Here is a 15,627-nt window from a genome sequence, read left to right as displayed (position 1 = left end):
GCCGGGATGCTACTTCGCCTCGGGCGGTGCCACCTCGTCGGCCGCAGCGGTGTCGACCAGCTCGGGTACGAAGGTGCCACCCTCGGCGACGAGCTTGGCCTGGTACATCTCCTGAATGAGGGCGTGGTCGCTCTCGCGCACCGTCATGTCGCCCTTCGGCCCCTCGAACTCGAAGCCCTCGAGTGCGTCGATCATGGCATCCACGTCGCCGTTTCCCTCTTTGATGGCCTGCACGATCATGAGTGCCGCGTTGAAGCCGTCCGGGCTGAAGAGGTCGGGGGTTCCGCCGTTCTTCTCGATCGCCTCGATCATCGCGGTGTTCACGTCGTTGTCGTTGGCGCCCGGGAAGTAGTGATTGAGGAAGCTGATCTTCTCGGACGCTTCACCGTAGGCGCCGAACGTCGGCGAGTCCCCGAGCCCCGTGACCACGGGGATCGCGTCGAGCACGCCCTGCTGGCTCATCGCCTGCCACATGGCACCCGAGGTGGCGCCTGCCCACGCCACGAAGACGAGGTCGGGGTTGGCCGCCAGCACCTGCTGGGCGAACGGCGTGAACTCCGTGACGTCCTCGGCGACGAGCACCGAGTTCACCGTCGCACCCTTGGCTCCGAGGATCGCCTTGACGGCCGCCTCGTTGCCCTGGCCGAACGCGCTGTTCTGGGCGAACACCGTGATCGTCTTGCCCTCGAGGTCGTCGAGGAACGTGCCGGCGGTCGCGACATCCTGTGCGCTCTGGCGACCCGAGCGGAAGGTGTACTCGTTGATGCCGGTGATGGCATCCGCCGCAGCGGGGCCCGACACGAAGAGCACCTCGTTCTGCGCGGCCTGCTCGGCCACAGCGAGCGCCACACCGGAGGAGGCGCTGCCCGCGATGATGTTCACGCCGGCTCCGATGAGCTCTTTGACGGCTGTGACCGCCTTGTCGGGGTCGCCCGCGTCGTCGGCGTTCTCGATGACGATCTTCGTGCCGTCGACCTCACCGGTCCCGTCCGTGGCGTAGTCGAGGCCCGCCGTGAAGCCGTCGAGGTACTGCTTGCCATAGCCGGCGAGGGGGCCGGTCTCGCTCGTGACGATGCCGACCGTCACTTCTTCAGGAGCCGCCGAGGCTTCGGCGCCATCGTCGGTCCCCGTCGCCTGCGGCGCGCACGCCGCCAGGACGAGAGCGGCCGTGGCGACCACGGAGCCCAAGAGCAACTTCTTCGTAACGCGCATGTGCGTGCCTTTCACCATTGGAAGGTTCGTGCCTCAGGGTCCGCAGACCTGAGATGTGATTCAGGTATGGGCAAGCGTACGAATCGGGCCGTCTGACGTCAAGCCGAACGGTGTCGTGCGCATCCTTCGTTATCAATTCGCGACTCGTGCCGGGAATCGCCACGTTGATACCTGTGATATATACCGGTGGTATACTTATGGCGTGACGCATGACCGCACCATCGAGACCCTGATCGTCGCCGCACACGCCCTCACGCGGGTCGCGGCCTTGGAAACCCGCAGCGAGACCCCTGCAGCGCAGTGGCGAACGCTCACGCTGCTGCGCGACCGGGGCCCTCTTCGCGTCGGCGAACTGGCTCACCTGAGCCGCGTGACACAGCCCGGCATGACACGGCTCGTCCGGCAGATGGCCGATCAGGGCCTGATCGCGCGAACAGCGGATGCCGCAGACTCACGGGTCACGATCGTCTCGGCGACCTCGCTCGGCCTCGAGGCGCTCGACGTGTGGCTCCTGCAACTGATCTCCGCGGTCGCACCCCACTTCGATGACCTGACCGACGAAGAGTGGAGCGCACTGCGCACGACGGCGGACGTGCTCTCGCGCAAGACAGCGGCCGTGGAGGTCGCCCCGTGAGCGCCGAGGCAGGGGTTTCCGTCTGGCGCCAGCCCGGGCAGGTGTGGGCCGTCGCGTTCGCGTGCGTCGTGGCCTTCATGGGGATCGGCCTCGTCGACCCGATCCTTCCGGCGATCGCCGACTCGCTGTCGGCGAGCCCCGTGCAGACCGAGCTCCTCTTCACGAGCTATCTGCTGGTGACGGGGCTCGCGATGCTCGTGACCAGCTGGATCTCGAGCCGCATCGGAGCAAAGGCGACGCTGCTCATCGGCCTCGGCCTGATCGTGATCTTCGCCCTCCTCTGCGCCCTCAGCGGCAGCGTGGACTCGATCATCGCGTTCCGCGCGGGGTGGGGCCTCGGGAACGCCCTGTTCATCTCCACCGCCCTCGCGACGATCGTGGGAGCCGCAGCCGGAGGCACCGGCGCGGCGATCATCCTCTACGAGGCGGCGCTCGGTCTCGGCATCGCGATCGGACCGCTGCTGGGCGGCATCCTCGGCGAAGTCAGCTGGCGCGGGCCCTTCTTCGGTGTGGTGGTGCTCATGGCCATCGCCTTCGTCGCGGTGCTGACACTGCTTCGCGGACCCTTCGAGAAGCGACAGCCGGTGCCGCTGTCCGCACCCTTCCGCGCGCTCGGTCGTCCGGCTCTCGCGATCCTCGCGGTCGCGGCGCTCTTCTACAACATCGGGTTCTTCGTGCTGCTGGCCTTCTCGCCGTTCCCGCTGGGCTTCGGCGCCCTCGGCATCGGCCTGACGTTCTTCGGCTGGGGTGTGGGCCTCGCGATCACGAGCGTGTGGGTGGCGCCGCTGCTCCTGCGCCGGTTCGCCCGGACGACCGTCATGCTCGGGATGCTGCCGCTCCTCGCCCTCGATCTCATCGCCGCCGGCGTCTTCGTCGCCAGTCCCGCAGCTCTCGTCGTCTGCATCGTGATCGGCGGGATGCTGCTCGGTGTCATCAACACGGTGCTGACGGAATCCGTCATGGAGGCGACCGACCTCCCGCGCTCCGTCGCCTCGTCCGCGTATTCGGCGGTCCGCTTCCTCGGAGGTGCAGCCGCTCCCCCGATCGCAGCTCTCCTCTGGCACGCCTACGGCGCGAGCGTGCCGTACCTGTTCGCCGCGGCATCGGTGCTCATCGCCGCTCTGACGGTTGCGATCGGCCGCCCTGCCCTGCGGGCCGTCGACGTGCGAGAAGCGGATGCCGCCGAGGAGGCGGTTGCGGTCCTCGTCGGCGACTCTGCCTGATCCGACTGACACCTCGAGACGACGAAAGGGCTCCGCGTCCGCGGAGCCCTTTCGTGTGCTGTGCACCCCCTGGGACTTGAACCCAGAACCCACTGATTAAGAGTCAGTTGCTCTGCCGATTGAGCTAGAGGTGCGTGGTGGCCGACGAGGCAACCGAGGGTCAACGTTACCATCACAATCGCGTCACCTGAAATCGAGGCATCCTTCGCACACCTATCCTGGAAGGGTGACCCCTCCCCTCGAATCCGCTGGTTTCAGCGTGCGATTCGACGGCGACCTCGGTGGCGATCTCGCGCTGGCCCTTCGACTCGCGGATGCCGCGGACGCGGCCTCCATGGCGCGGTTCGATGCTCCCGACCTCGACGTGCGCACCAAGGCGGATGCCTCCCCGGTGACCGAGGCCGATCTCGCCACCGAGCAGGCCATCCGCGCGATGCTCGACGCCGAGCGGCCCGCCGACGGGGTCTTCGGCGAGGAGTTCGGAGTGTCCGGCGACTCGTCTCGCCAGTGGATCATCGATCCCATCGACGGCACCGCGAACTACCTCAAGGGCATCCCGATGTGGTCGACGCTGATCGCGCTGAGCATCGACGGAGTGCCGCGCGTCGGCGTCGTCAGCCAGCCGGCCATCGGGCGGCGCTGGTGGGCGGCATCCGGTCTGGGTGCGTGGACCAACACTGTCGACGGCGCGGCGCGGCGCATCTCGGTGTCGGCGGTCGACGACGTCGCCGAGGCCAGCGTCAGTTTCCAGAGCATCGGGCAGTGGCGGGATGCGGGAGAGCTGGACGCGCTCGAGCGCCTCACCAGCGCGGTCTGGCGCGACCGCGGATATGGCGACGCGTGGCCCTACATGCTGCTCGCCGAGGGCCGGCTCGAGCTCGTCGCCGAGTTCGATGTCAAGGAGTATGACCTCGCAGCCCACGTGCCGATCATCACGGAGGCCGGCGGCCGGTTCACGTCGTATGCCGGGACGGACTCCCTCGCGGAGCGCTCGTCACTGGCGACGAACGGCATCCTTCATCAGTCCTTTCTCGACCTCCTGCACTCCCCCGCCGCCCCCACGGAGCCACCTCGATGACCCCACCCCTCACGCGCCTCGCCGCGATGCTCGCCATCGCCTCGACCGCGATGCTCGCGAGCGCCTGCACGTCGACCGCGCCCGAGCCGACTCCGCGTCCGAGCGAGACCGCCGGCGCCGCAGCACCCGGTTCGCCGGCACCCGAGCCTGAAGCGAGTCCGTCATCGGACGCCGTCTCGAGCGACGAGCCCAGTTGCGACACCATCATCTCGCCGGCCACCGCCGCCGACTTCGACTCCCTGGGCTGGACGGCTCTGGCTGACAGCTTCGTCGTCGGGAGCGTCGCTCTCCCGGAGGGCATCCAATGCGTCTGGGGCGACTTCAGCACGGCCACCGATCACGTGCAGATCTTCGGCTGGGCGCCGATCACCGAGACCCAGGCCGAGACAGCCGAGTCCGACCTGATGGCCGAAGGCTGGACCCGGGAAGAGTCCGATCATGGCGTCTACCTCACCGAGAACCCCGACACCGCGATCGCCCTCGACGAGGACGGATACGGCCTCACGTATCTTTTCGGCGACGGCTGGGTGAAGTACGCCGACACCAAGCAGGGCATCCTCCTGGTGGAATGGCCGCCGAGCTGACCGCGCAGGACGCGTAGGCTCGAGCGTCATGGCCATCGGCGCGACGATCTACACCTTCACCGTGAACCTCGCCGACGTCGACCGGGGTGTGTACGAGGAGCTCTCGGTGCGCGTGGCACGGCATCAGTCCGAGACCGACGCCTTCATGCTGACTCGCGTCATCGCGTACAGCCTCGAGTTCGAAGAGGGCATCGCGTTCAGCGAGGGGATCTCGGCCACTGACGAGCCTGCGATCCTCGTGCGCGATCTGACGGGCGCGCTGACCGCCTGGATCGAGGTGGGAGCTCCGGATGCCGCGCGCTTGCACTCCGGGAGCATGCAGGCGGCCCGCACCGCGGTGTACACCCATCGCGATCCGGCCAAGGTGGCGGCGCCGTGGGCTGGCAAGCGAATCCACCGCGGCGACGAGATCCCGCTCTACAGCTTCGATCCGGGCTTCATCGACGCGGCCGTCCGCGTGGTCGAGCGCCGCAACACCATGACGCTCTCGATCACCGAGCGCCGGATGTATCTCGATCTGAACGGCCTGTCGCTGGAGTCCGAGGTGCACGAGCAGCGGGTCGCGTAGCGTCCGATGAGCCAAGAGCCGCCCGTGGGCACCCTTCGGCCATTCGCCGGCCCCGGGTCGCGCGCACGATGAGTCTCCCGCCCCCGGGTCGGCGCGTCGTGGTGCGCTACCTGCTGCCGTCGGGACAGGCCACTGATGCTCTCGGCGAGCTGTTGAGCGCGGATGCCGAGATCCTCGTCGTCGACGGCAAGCGCGGGATCGAGCGCATCCCGCGGGGGGCGGTCATCGCCGCGAAGGAGGTGCCTCCGCCGCCCGCCCCTCGGGCACCCCGCCGTCCGCTGCCGCCGGAAGGGTAGGGAAGGACCACCGGCGCGCCCGAGCCAGGGACCGCCGATCCCCGGATGAGAACGCCCTGAATCTCGTGCTGCGACGCAGCCAGCATGGAAGCAGCACACCGAGACGAGGAGCACCATCATGCCGAAGACCGACGACATCCCCGTTCCCGACCTCACTGGGAAGCTCGCCCTCGTGACCGGTGCGAGCGACGGGATCGGGCATGAGATCGCCGCTCGTCTCGCGCGCGCCGGCGCCGAGGTCATCATGCCGGTGCGCAACGAGCAGAAGGGCCGGGCTGCGGCCACGAGGATCCACGAGCGGATACCGGATGCCGGCATCCGCGTCCTCCCGCTGGATCTGTCTTCGCTCGAGTCGGTGTCGGCTCTCACCGATCAGCTGCTCGCCGATGGTCGCCCCATCGACCTCCTCATCGGGAACGCCGGCGTGATGAGCCCGCCGACCAGGCAGCTCAGCCCGGACGGGTTCGAGCTTCAGTTCGCGACGAACCACCTCGGGCATTTCGCGCTCATCGTGCGACTGCTGCCGCTCCTCCGCGAGGCACGTGCGCATGTGACCAGCCAGGTGAGCATCTCCGCGAATCAGGGTGCGGTGAACTGGGGCGACCTGAGCTGGGAAAGCGGCTACGAACCGATGCGCGCCTACAGCTCGTCGAAGATCGCCCTCGGCCTGTTCGCGATGGAGCTGCAGCGGCGGTCGGATGCGGGCGGCTGGAGCATCCGAAGCAACCTCTCGCACCCCGGCATCACGCCGACGAACCTCCTCGCAGCGCAGCCCGGAATGGGCCGGCCCGACGACACAGCTGCCGTGCGGCTCATCCGCGCCCTGTCGCGCCGCGGCATCCTGGTCGGCACTCCGCACTCGGCGGCACTGTCGGCCGTCTACGCCGCGACCAGTCCAGCGGCGCGGGGCGGCCGTCTGTATGGACCGTCCGGCCTCGGCCATCTGAAGGGACTGCCTGCAGAGCAGGCTCTGTACTCACGACTGCGGAGCGAGACCGACGGGCGTCGCATCTGGGAGGTCTCCGAGAACCTCACCGGTCTGCCGGTGGGAGCGTGAGCGCAGACCTCATGGAGGGATCTGCACTCCCTGGCTGAGCATCGACGGATGCCGCACACTCGGATGATGGACAGAGCCCAACTGGCAGACTTCCTGCGTCGCCGCCGTGAGGCGCTGCAGCCCGAGGATGTCGGCCTGCGTCGCGGATCTCGACGTCGCACCGCCGGTCTTCGCCGTGAGGAGGTCGCCGCGCTGTGCGATATGTCGGCCGACTACTACAGCCGACTCGAGCAGGCGAGGGGTCCACAGCCATCCGAGCACATGCTGGCCGCGATCGCCCGCGGCCTGCGGCTCACGCTCGACGAGCGAGACCACTTGTTCCGGCTCGCCGGCCACACCGCCCCCACGCGGGCGCTGCGCGGCGAGCACGTCTCCCCCGGCCTCATGCGGGTGCTGGATCGGCTCGCCGACACACCGGCGCAGGTGATGACCGAGATGGGCGACACACTCGCGCAGACTCCGACCGCGCGGGCGCTGTTCGGCGATGAGACGCGCTTCGAGGGACACATGCGCAGCATCGGCTATCGCTGGTTCATGGACCCCGCCGCTCGAGACGTGTACCCGAGCGAGGACCACGGAATGCTGTCGCGGGCCTTCACCGCCGACGTCCGGGCGGCCTATGCGAAGTTCGGCGCACGAACGCGCGCCGGAGAGATCGTGAAAGCCCTCCTCGCCGAGAGCCCCGAGTTCGCCCAGCTCTGGGAGGCCCACGAGGTGCGCTCGTCCCATCCCATGGAGAAGCGCCTTCAGCACCCCGAGGTGGGCGCGATGGACGTGCAGTGTCAGTTCCTCATCGACCCCGACCAGGGTCAGACGCTCCTGGTGCTCACCGCGGCACCGGGCACCGAGAGCTATCAGCGGCTTCAACTGCTGTCGGTGATCGGCACGCAAGCGATCGCTTCCAGCCGCTGATCAGTGGGCCCGCGGCATCCCGGCCCATCCCCTGGTGCGAATCGGCGCGCGGGGCTGTCACCCCGCGGGTTGCACGACCAGTCCGGTTCCGCCGCCGCGCCGCACCGGCTCGGCGGCAGCAGTGAGCAGCCCGCCGTCGCCCACTTCGATCGCCGCCACGGCGCCGATCTCCGCCGTAGAGGTGAAGGTATGGCCGAACGGAGTGAGCACTCCCTGGTAGGCCGCCAGGAACGCCGGCTCCGCAGCGACGGCGGCAGTGTTCCGCTGCGACGCTCGTGGTGCGGCGACCGCCTCGGGCAGCGTCATCCCGAGATCGATCCGGTTGATCAGCACCTGGGTCACCGTCGTGATGATCATCGAGCCACCGGGCGAACCCACGACGAAGCGCACCGCGCCATCGTCGAGCACGATCGTCGGAGACATCGACGACCGCGGGCGCTTGCCCGGCTCGATGGTGTTGGGGTCGATGTCGGAATCCGGATCGGCGTCCTTGGGGGTGAAGCTGAAGTCGGTCAGTTCGTTGTTGAGCAGGAAGCCGCGGCCGGGCACGGTCATGCCCGAGCCGCCGGTCTGCTCGATCGTGAGCGTGTACGCGACCGCGTTGCCCCACTTGTCGACGACGGAGAGATGGGTCGTCGAGAGATTCTCGGTGTCGCCCACCGTCGCGGGCACGAGCGCATCGCACCTCGCGGCAGTCAGAGGGGCAGCCGCTACCGGCTTCGCGGATGCGACACTCGGATCGATCTCGCACGCGCGCGCATCGGCGAACTCCTGGCTGAGGAGGGTCTCGGTCGGAACGTCGACGAAAGCAGGGTCCCCGACATACGCGTTGCGGTCGGCGAACGCGTGCGCGGTCGCCTCGAGATACAGGTGCAGACTCTGCGGGGTGTTCGCGTTCGAGAGGGCGAAGTTCTCGAGGATGTTCAGCGACTCGCCGACAGTCGTGCCGCCTGAGGAAGAGGGTGCCATGCCGTAGATGTCGAGGCCGCGGTAGGCGATATGCGTCGGGGCCTGCTCGACCACTCGGTAGCCCGCGATGTCGGCCGCCGTCATAGTCCCCGGGTAGGCGGGCAGTTTGTGCGGCTCGCTCGTCTCCGGCGCGCGCACGAGGGCTGCGATCTCGTCGGCGATTGCGCCCCGGTAGAAGACGTCGGTGCCGCGCAGCGAGATCTCTCGCAGAGTCCTGGCGAGGTCGGGATTCTTGAACGTCGCCCCGACCACCGGCAGCGCGCCGTGCGGCAGGAACACCTCGGCCGTGTCAGGGAACTGCCTGAAGCGCTCCTCGTTCCCGGCGGTCTGCTCGCGGAAGGTCTCGTCGACGCGGAAGCCGCGGGTGGCGAGCAGGATCGCCGGTTTGAGCGCGTCCCTCAGGGATGTGGTGCCGAACCTGTCGAGTGCCGCCTGCCACGTGGCAAGTGTGCCGGGAACGCCGACCGACAGCCCCGAGGAGACGACATCCGAGAACGGATACGCCGTTCCCGTCGCGGGATCGATGAAGGACGTCTCCGTCATGGCGGCAGGGGCGGTCTCGCGCCCGTCGATCGTGGTGACCTCGCCGCTCGCGGCGTCGAAGTACACGAAGTATCCCCCGCCGCCGATGCCCGCGCTGTACGGCTCGGTCACTCCGAGCGCGGCGGCTGTCGCGACGGCGGCATCGGCGGCGTTGCCGCCCTTGCGGAGAACCTCGAGCCCCGCAGCGCTCGCCTCGGCGTCGACGGAGGCGACCGCACCGCCGTAGCCCATCGACGTCGACGGGCTCGGGGGCGCCGGTCGCCCTGCCTCAACCACTGTCTGCGCAGCGGCTGCCGGCGACGCTGCGACTGCGGCCGCCATCGCCAGCACACCGGCGAGCGAGAACGCGATGCTCGTGCGTGCAGATCGGTGCGTGAAGGTGACCATGACAAACCCCCCGTATATGGGTGGCGAGGGTCGACTCCCTCACGGTAACGCGAGTCGCGATCGGCGGCAACGACCGTCCGGGAACGCTGCCGGTGCCGAGACGAAAAGAGGGCCCGGCCCCGCGATCGTGCGCGGGTCCGGGCCCTCTTTCCGTGACAACGGCGTGGTGGAGATGGGGGGAATCGAACCCCCGTCCATCGCTGAGATACTGCGTCTTCTCCGGGCGCAGTCTGTGCAGACGTTCTACTCGGCTCCGACCTTTGTCACAGACACCTAAGTCGACGAGCCCAGCCTGGGAAGAGTCCCGCGTGACGTCCAGACGCCGTCACACAGCAAGATCCCTAGATGACGCCAGGAACCGTGTCGGGATCACCCACGGTCTGACGGACTATCGAGCTCGCTTACGCAGCGAGGGCGAAGTCATTGCGATTTGCATCGGCAATTATGTTTTTGCAGAGATCGTTTTCGAGATAACCCTGCATCCTCGGCCCGCTTCTCGCAGATTCGCAGGCGATGTCGAAACCGATCATCCCCGTGCCCTCGATATCGAGGTGTCCTCCTTGCGAAGGGCCGTTGTCACGCTGTTGAGTTTTCCGCAACGGATGCCGTGACATCCGAGCACATCAGAATACAACGGATCCTCGACATCCTGAATTCCCGTCCGACTGGCTCGCTCCCGATACCGTGTGAGGGTGAGTAGGAGAGGCTGGGCGATCATCGGCGCCGTCATCGGCGTAGGCGTCGTCGTCGGGCTTCTCGTCTGGCTCTTCGCCAGCACACAGGGCGATCCGGCGGCAAGCCCGGCGCCCTCCGCCCCGCCCGCATCGAGCGTCCCGGCCGACACCTCCCCTGCTCCGACGCCTCCGACCGCGTCCCCGAGCCCGACACCCTCGATGGTGACGGCGACCTGCGAGACGACGTCCACGGCAGAGTTCCGCGCGCTGGCGGCGCAGAACGGGTGGGTCTCGTGGGAGACGCAGGACCAGACCATCGGTGCCCGCCCCTTCGACCGGTTCCCCGGCGGGGCCCCGGTCGGTCAGCTCCTCTGCCGGTGGGGCGAGTCGCCTGACATTCCGACGGACAACCTGATCGACCTCGCATGGTCGCCCATCGCATCGAGTGCCGCCGCAGCGCAGGAGTCCCTCATCGGCGAGGGGTACGAACGCATCGACGCCCCTGAGGGCATGTACCTTGCCATGCCGAGCGCGGACGGATGGGCGGATGATGAGGGCTACGGAGACAGTTACCTCTTCACGGACGATGACGTGCGGTGGGCGATGACGAAGGCCGATCTCGCCTCTGTGAAGGCGCCCGATGAGCCCGAGTGACGGCGCCCTCGCGTAGAGTCCCCGCATGAGTGAAGTCGTCATCGCCGTGCGCGGCGAGCACGAAGCCCGCGTCGCCCCCGAGGAGGGGGTGGTGCGTCTGTCCGTGCGAGCCGAAGGCCCAGACCGCGGCGGAGTGGTCGAGCGCATCTCGACGCTGGCCGAGCCGCTCCGGGCCGACCTCGCGGCGCGCAAGGAGCAGGGCGGGGTTCGGGAGTGGTCCAGCCAGCGGGTCGCCGTGTGGGCCAACCGCCCCTGGAATGCGGAGGGCAAGCAGCTCTCGCTCGTGCACTACGCCTCGGTCGAGTTCTCCGCGGTGTTCACCGACTTCGCCGCGCTGTCGTGGTGGGTCACGGATGTCTCGGAGCGGGACGGGCTCCAGATCGATGCCATCGAGTGGCGCCTGACCCGTGAAACCGCCAAGCAGGCAGAAGCGGATGTCGCCACCGAGGCGGTGCGCGTGGCGGTGGAGCGTGCGAGCGCCTACGCCCGAGCGATCGGGCTGTCGTCGGTGACCCCCGTGGAGGTCGCGGATGTGGGTCTGCTGGGCCGGGACGAACCAGGCCCCGCGCCCATGGCGCGCATGCTGAAGTCGGCGTCGTTCGCGGCCGATGTGGGCGGCGGCCCGGCGGTGGAGTTCCAGCCCGAAGACATCATCGTGGCGGCCGCCGTCGAGGCGCGGTTCGCCGCTCGCTGAGGCACCTGGCCACTCGCTGCACACGCGACGGGCAGGTTTCGCGCACTGATCCGCGCGCTGTGGCCCAGCGGCGATGTCGTAGGTTTGTTCTAGAGTCGGATCATGACCGGCGATCCCTTCGACACCTCCCCCGTGGAGTGGGACGACGAGCGGCCGCCGGTGCCCGACGCGGTTGACCTCGTTGTCGAAGCGGCGGCGATGGAGTCGGTGTTCGCCGCTGAGCGGCTGATCCGCGTCGATGCGATGCGACGAGAACTGCTCGAGGATGCCGAGGGCCGAGGATCCGCGACCACCGAGATCATCGAAAGGTCGATACGGCTCGAACTCGCCGCGGCGATGCGCATCACCGAATACTCCGCGGGCCGGATGATCGTGCACGCCGAGGCACTCGTGCGGCGTTATCCGCGCGTGCTGGATTCCCTCCACCGGGCCGACATCACACCGAAGCACGCCGAGATCCTGGTCGACGACCTCGGTCAGCTGATGCCCGAGCTGAGCAAGCAGGTCGCCGACCGAGCACTCGAACTGGCCGAGGCCGAGCCGGTCGGCACCTTCCGGCGGGCGCTGCGCACCCTGATCGCAACCGTCCAGGCCTCGACGCTCGAGGAGCGCTATCAGGCCGCCCTCCAGACGCGTCGCGTCGCCATCGAGCGCGGCTACGACGGAGTGGGCGAGCTCCTGCTTCGCGCGCCCGACGTCGCGCTCCAGGCGATCTTCGATCGCGCAACCGCGTTCGCCAAAGCGATCGTCGGCGGCGATGGCGAGACGCGGACCCTCGATCAGGTGCGCGCCGACGTGCTCTGCGACCTCCTCATCGATGGGGTGACCGATGCCATCCCCTCCGAGGCTCGCGGCATTCGCGCGCAGGTCGTCGTCACCGTGCCGGTCCTGTCACTGCTCGAGCACGAGCCGGGCGGCACCGCTGATCCCGCCCTGGTCGAGGGAGTCGGCCCGATCCCGCTCTCTGTGGCGAAGGACCTCTGCGGCGGTGAGAGCCTGTGGATGCGGGTCCTGACTCACCCCGAGACGGGGATGGTGCTGTCGGTAGGGCGCGACCAGTATCGTCCGCCCGCGATGCTTCGCCGGCTGGTCAAGTGGCGCGCTGACAGATGCATGGCTCCCGGATGCGGAATGCCCGCCTCGCGATGCGAAATCGACCATCAGATCGACTGGCAATTCGGCGGTGAGACCTCGCTCGAGAACAATGCGCCATTCTGCAAGGGCCACCACACCGTCAAACATCACGGCGACTGGGCCGTCAGGCAGATAGAAGACAGTGGTGGAGCGGTGGAGTGGATCTCCCCCACCGGGCGACGATACGTCGTGCAACCCGAACGGCGGGTCCCGGTGTTCCGGATGAGCTCACCAGTGCCCGACGACTCGGTCCCACCGTTCTGAACGCCTGCGTCCGCGCTGCTCCGAACGTCGGCCACGCCCGGGTCCGGCGCCGAGGGCCCAGCATCCGCTCTCGAGAACTACTCGCCCAGGCGGTTCTTCGAGCGCATCGCCCGCTCGGCCTCGCGCTTGTCTTCGCGCTCCCGGATCGTCTGACGCTTCTCGAACTCCCGCTTGCCCTTCGCGACACCGATCTCGACCTTCGCCCGACCATCGGAGAAGTAGAGCTTCAGCGGCACCAGGGTGTAACCGCCCGCAGAGATCGCGTGCGAGAGCTTGATGATCTCCTCCTTGTGCAGCAGGAGCTTGCGGGTGCGCTTCGACGCATGGTTGGTCCAGTGCCCCTGGGAGTACTCGGGAATGTGCACCGAGTCGAGGAAGGCCTCTCCTCCATCGATGTAGGCGTAGCCGTCCGACAGATTGGCACGACCCTCGCGGAGCGATTTCACCTCGGTGCCTGTCAGGACCAGACCCGCCTCGTAGGTCTTCTCGATCGTGTACTCATGGCGCGCCCGACGATTGGTCGCGACGACCTTCTCCCCGCGCTCCTTGGGCATGACGACTTCTCTCCTGCTTCGACGGATGCCGCGCAGTGCGTGCGGCAGCCCATCAGTCTATCTCGCGGACCAGGTCACGCGCGAAGCCAGCGGCGAATCGCGAACCCGGCGGAGACCGCGGCGAGAGCGATCCCGATGACGATGAGGATCGGCACCACGGTCCAGGCCTCCTCGAGTCCCACCCACGTGGTCACGAAGTCGACACGGCTGCGCAGGTACTGATTGATTCCGAACTGGACGCCCACCAGCACGGCGCCGCTCGCGAGCAGAGAACCGATGAGCGCCGCGAAGACACCCTCGAGGATGAAGGGCGTCTGGATGAACCGGTTCGACGCCCCGACCAGCCGCATGATGCCGAGCTCTCGCCGCCGCGCGTAGGCAGACAGCCTGATCGTCGTGGCGATGAGCAGCACGGCCGCGACGAGCATGAGCGCGGCTATGCCGACGGCGATGTACGTCGCCACGGTGAGAGCTGAGAAGAGCGGTTCCAGATACTGGAGCTGGTCCTTCACCTCTTCGACGCCCTGCATGCCTCGGAAGGCCTCGATGATCACGTCCGCCTGCGTCTGGTCGATCAGGTTGACGCGGAAGGTCTGATTGACCTGCTCCGGGGTGACGACGCTCGCCGCCTCCTCGCCGACCAGGTCGAGCAGCTCCTGATACGCCTGGTCGTGGTCGACGTACTCGACGGTCCGGATCAGCGGGGCCAGGGCGTCGCCGTCGAGCTTGGCCTGGACGGCGTCGATCTGCTCCTGTGTCGCGGCACCGTCGGTGCACGTGGCCGTCTGCGAGACCGTCGTGCACATGTAGATCGCGACTTGAGCTCGGTCGGCCCAGAAGTCCCGCATCGTGCCGATCTGCATCTGCATGAGGATCGCCGCGCCCACGAACGTCAGCGACACGAATGTCACCAGCACGACGGACACGACCATCGAGGCATTCCGTCTCAGGCCGGTCAGAGCCTCGGACAGGATGAGGCCAGCTCTCACGACGTCGGCCCCACTTCGTCGTCCGGGTCGACCTCGCCCAGGCCCAGCCTGTCGGCCAGCCCGAGTTCCGCCACGTCAAGTTCGAGCTCCTCGACGACCTGGATCGGGGCGGTGCGGGGGCGGACGGGGGCAACGTCCACCGTCTTCGGAGAGGCAGGCGCCGCCGGTGTCTCGCTGGCATCGGGTGCTTCGATGGCCTGACTCTCGGCTTCGCGCGCCGCCTCGGATTCTGCGGACGCGAGGAGCGCAACCGGCGCTGGGGCTGGCGGCTCGCCCTCGGACTCGCCATCCGTCGATGTGTCGTCCCTCTCGGCAGAGGCCGCCGCGACGGCCATCGCCGCATCCACCGACGCCGAGTCGACTGTGCCGCCTTCGACGATCTCGCGGTGCAGCTCCAGCACCGCCGTGAGCGCAGCGACGGCCGCTGCACCGCGGGCGGGCTCGGGCGCGAGGCTCGGGAGCCCGGACGTGTCGCCATAGCCGCCGTGGCGCTCGTCGCGCACCATCTCGCCGTTGCTCAGCTCGATCACGCGGCGCTGCATCTGATCGACGAAGCCCGCCTCGTGCGTCGCCATCACGACGGTGGTTCCGCCCGCGTTGATGCGGGCGAGCAGCTGCATGATGTCAGCGGATGTCGCGGGGTCGAGGTTTCCCGTGGGCTCGTCTGCGAGCAGCACCTGAGGCCTGTTCACCAGCGCGCGTGCGATCGCGACGCGCTGCTGCTCGCCACCCGACAGCTCATGCGGGAAGCGACGCTCTTTTCCCTTGAGGCCCACGAGAGCGAGCACCTCGGGCACCGCCTGCTGGATGAACGCATTCGATGAGCCGATGACCTGGAGCGTGAAGGCCACGTTCTGGAAGACCGTCTTGGCCGGCAGGAGGCGGAAGTCCTGGAAGACCGAGCCGATGTGCCGGCGGAAATACGGCACCTTCCGACTGGCGAGCGTCTTGAGGTCGCGACCGAGCACCACCACACGGCCGTCGGACGGCGTCTCCTCGCGGAGGATGAGCCGCAGGCACGACGACTTGCCCGAACCCGACGCGCCCACGAGGAACAGGAATTCGCCGCGGGTCACCTCGAAGTCGATCTCGTGCAGAGCGGGCTTCGCCGTGCCGCGATAGCGCTTCGTGACGTTTTCGAACCGGATCATGGCTCCACGAGCCTATGCGTGGCAGCCCATGACCGTCCCAGCGACACCCG

At 68.2% G+C, this 15,627-nt stretch carries 16 protein-coding genes, 1 tRNA gene and 1 other RNA gene; 11 read left to right on the top strand and 7 right to left on the bottom strand.

Annotation, left to right across the window (positions count from 1 at the left end; genetic code table 11):
- Positions 1-9: 9 nt before the first annotated feature.
- Positions 10-1,212 (bottom strand): substrate-binding domain-containing protein, encoded by a 1,203-nt coding sequence (locus tag AC1DP3_RS03435; protein WP_477291301.1) that lies wholly within the window; start codon positions 1,210-1,212, stop codon positions 10-12.
- 202 nt (positions 1,213-1,414) lie between these two features.
- Here AC1DP3_RS03435 and AC1DP3_RS03430 point away from each other — a divergent pair, with 202 nt between their 5' ends.
- Entirely contained in the window at positions 1,415-1,846 is a 432-nt protein-coding gene (locus AC1DP3_RS03430) for a MarR family winged helix-turn-helix transcriptional regulator (RefSeq protein ID WP_477291299.1), read from the top strand.
- Complete coding sequence (locus tag AC1DP3_RS03425; protein ID WP_477291297.1) at positions 1,843-3,069, top strand: MFS transporter; 1,227 nt, start codon at positions 1,843-1,845, stop codon at positions 3,067-3,069. The genes AC1DP3_RS03430 and AC1DP3_RS03425 overlap by 4 nt, the downstream gene beginning before the upstream one ends.
- A gap of 61 nt (positions 3,070-3,130) precedes the next feature.
- On the opposite strand, the gene AC1DP3_RS03420 is transcribed toward AC1DP3_RS03425, so the two are convergent.
- A tRNA-Lys gene (locus tag AC1DP3_RS03420) sits at positions 3,131-3,203 on the bottom strand.
- Positions 3,204-3,295: 92 nt separating this feature from the next.
- Between AC1DP3_RS03420 and AC1DP3_RS03415 the strand changes: the two genes are divergently transcribed.
- The 6 genes from AC1DP3_RS03415 to AC1DP3_RS03390 all read left to right on the top strand — a co-directional run bounded on the left by AC1DP3_RS03415 (position 3,296) and on the right by AC1DP3_RS03390 (position 7,564).
- Entirely contained in the window at positions 3,296-4,147 is an 852-nt protein-coding gene (locus tag AC1DP3_RS03415) for an inositol monophosphatase family protein (RefSeq protein WP_477291295.1), read from the top strand.
- Positions 4,144-4,731, top strand: coding sequence for a hypothetical protein (locus AC1DP3_RS03410; protein WP_477291293.1), 588 nt, complete (start codon positions 4,144-4,146; stop codon positions 4,729-4,731). Before AC1DP3_RS03415 ends, AC1DP3_RS03410 begins: the two co-directional genes overlap by 4 nt.
- Before the next feature lie 28 nt (positions 4,732-4,759).
- Positions 4,760-5,299 (top strand): YaeQ family protein, encoded by a 540-nt coding sequence (locus AC1DP3_RS03405; protein ID WP_477291291.1) that lies wholly within the window; start codon positions 4,760-4,762, stop codon positions 5,297-5,299.
- 68 nt (positions 5,300-5,367) lie between these two features.
- A complete protein-coding gene (locus tag AC1DP3_RS03400) occupies positions 5,368-5,595 on the top strand; it encodes a putative acetyltransferase (protein WP_477291289.1) in 228 nt (75 codons plus the stop codon).
- 118 nt (positions 5,596-5,713) lie between these two features.
- Entirely contained in the window at positions 5,714-6,652 is a 939-nt protein-coding gene (locus tag AC1DP3_RS03395; RefSeq protein WP_477291287.1) for an SDR family oxidoreductase, read from the top strand.
- 66 nt (positions 6,653-6,718) lie between these two features.
- Positions 6,719-7,564 (top strand): helix-turn-helix transcriptional regulator, encoded by an 846-nt coding sequence (locus tag AC1DP3_RS03390; protein ID WP_477291285.1) that lies wholly within the window; start codon positions 6,719-6,721, stop codon positions 7,562-7,564.
- A 57-nt stretch (positions 7,565-7,621) separates the two neighbouring features.
- Here AC1DP3_RS03390 and ggt read toward each other — a convergent pair whose 3' ends face one another.
- Positions 7,622-9,463: a gamma-glutamyltransferase gene (gene ggt, locus AC1DP3_RS03385; protein ID WP_477291283.1), complete on the bottom strand. Its 1,842-nt coding sequence runs from the start codon at positions 9,461-9,463 to the stop codon at positions 7,622-7,624.
- 164 nt (positions 9,464-9,627) lie between these two features.
- Positions 9,628-9,997, bottom strand: a transfer-messenger RNA (tmRNA) gene (ssrA, locus tag AC1DP3_RS03380).
- 158 nt (positions 9,998-10,155) lie between these two features.
- Here ssrA and AC1DP3_RS03375 point away from each other — a divergent pair.
- From AC1DP3_RS03375 to AC1DP3_RS03365, 3 genes are all read left to right on the top strand, one after another.
- The gene (locus tag AC1DP3_RS03375) at positions 10,156-10,791 is read left to right on the top strand and encodes a hypothetical protein (RefSeq protein ID WP_477291281.1); all 636 of its coding nucleotides are present in this window, start codon (positions 10,156-10,158) and stop codon (positions 10,789-10,791) included.
- A gap of 25 nt (positions 10,792-10,816) precedes the next feature.
- A complete protein-coding gene (locus AC1DP3_RS03370; protein ID WP_477291279.1) occupies positions 10,817-11,485 on the top strand; it encodes an SIMPL domain-containing protein in 669 nt (222 codons plus the stop codon).
- A 102-nt stretch (positions 11,486-11,587) separates the two neighbouring features.
- Positions 11,588-12,883, top strand: a complete 1,296-nt coding sequence (locus AC1DP3_RS03365) for an HNH endonuclease signature motif containing protein (protein WP_477291277.1) — start codon at positions 11,588-11,590, stop codon at positions 12,881-12,883.
- 77 nt (positions 12,884-12,960) lie between these two features.
- On the opposite strand, the gene smpB is transcribed toward AC1DP3_RS03365, so the two are convergent.
- From smpB to ftsE, 3 genes are all read right to left on the bottom strand, one after another.
- The gene (gene smpB / locus AC1DP3_RS03360) at positions 12,961-13,437 is read right to left on the bottom strand and encodes an SsrA-binding protein SmpB (protein ID WP_477291275.1); all 477 of its coding nucleotides are present in this window, start codon (positions 13,435-13,437) and stop codon (positions 12,961-12,963) included.
- Positions 13,438-13,511: 74 nt separating this feature from the next.
- On the bottom strand, positions 13,512-14,426 hold the full coding sequence (ftsX, locus tag AC1DP3_RS03355; protein WP_477291273.1) for a permease-like cell division protein FtsX: 915 nt from the start codon (positions 14,424-14,426) through the stop codon (positions 13,512-13,514).
- Positions 14,423-15,577: a cell division ATP-binding protein FtsE gene (gene ftsE / locus AC1DP3_RS03350; protein ID WP_477291271.1), complete on the bottom strand. Its 1,155-nt coding sequence runs from the start codon at positions 15,575-15,577 to the stop codon at positions 14,423-14,425. The genes ftsX and ftsE overlap by 4 nt, the downstream gene beginning before the upstream one ends.
- Positions 15,578-15,627: the final 50 nt, after the last annotated feature.

It is taken from the genome of Microbacterium sp. P5_B6 (genome assembly GCF_056400345.1).
Note: the sequence above shows the minus strand (reverse complement) of the source record. Positions and strands in the feature narration are given on the sequence as shown.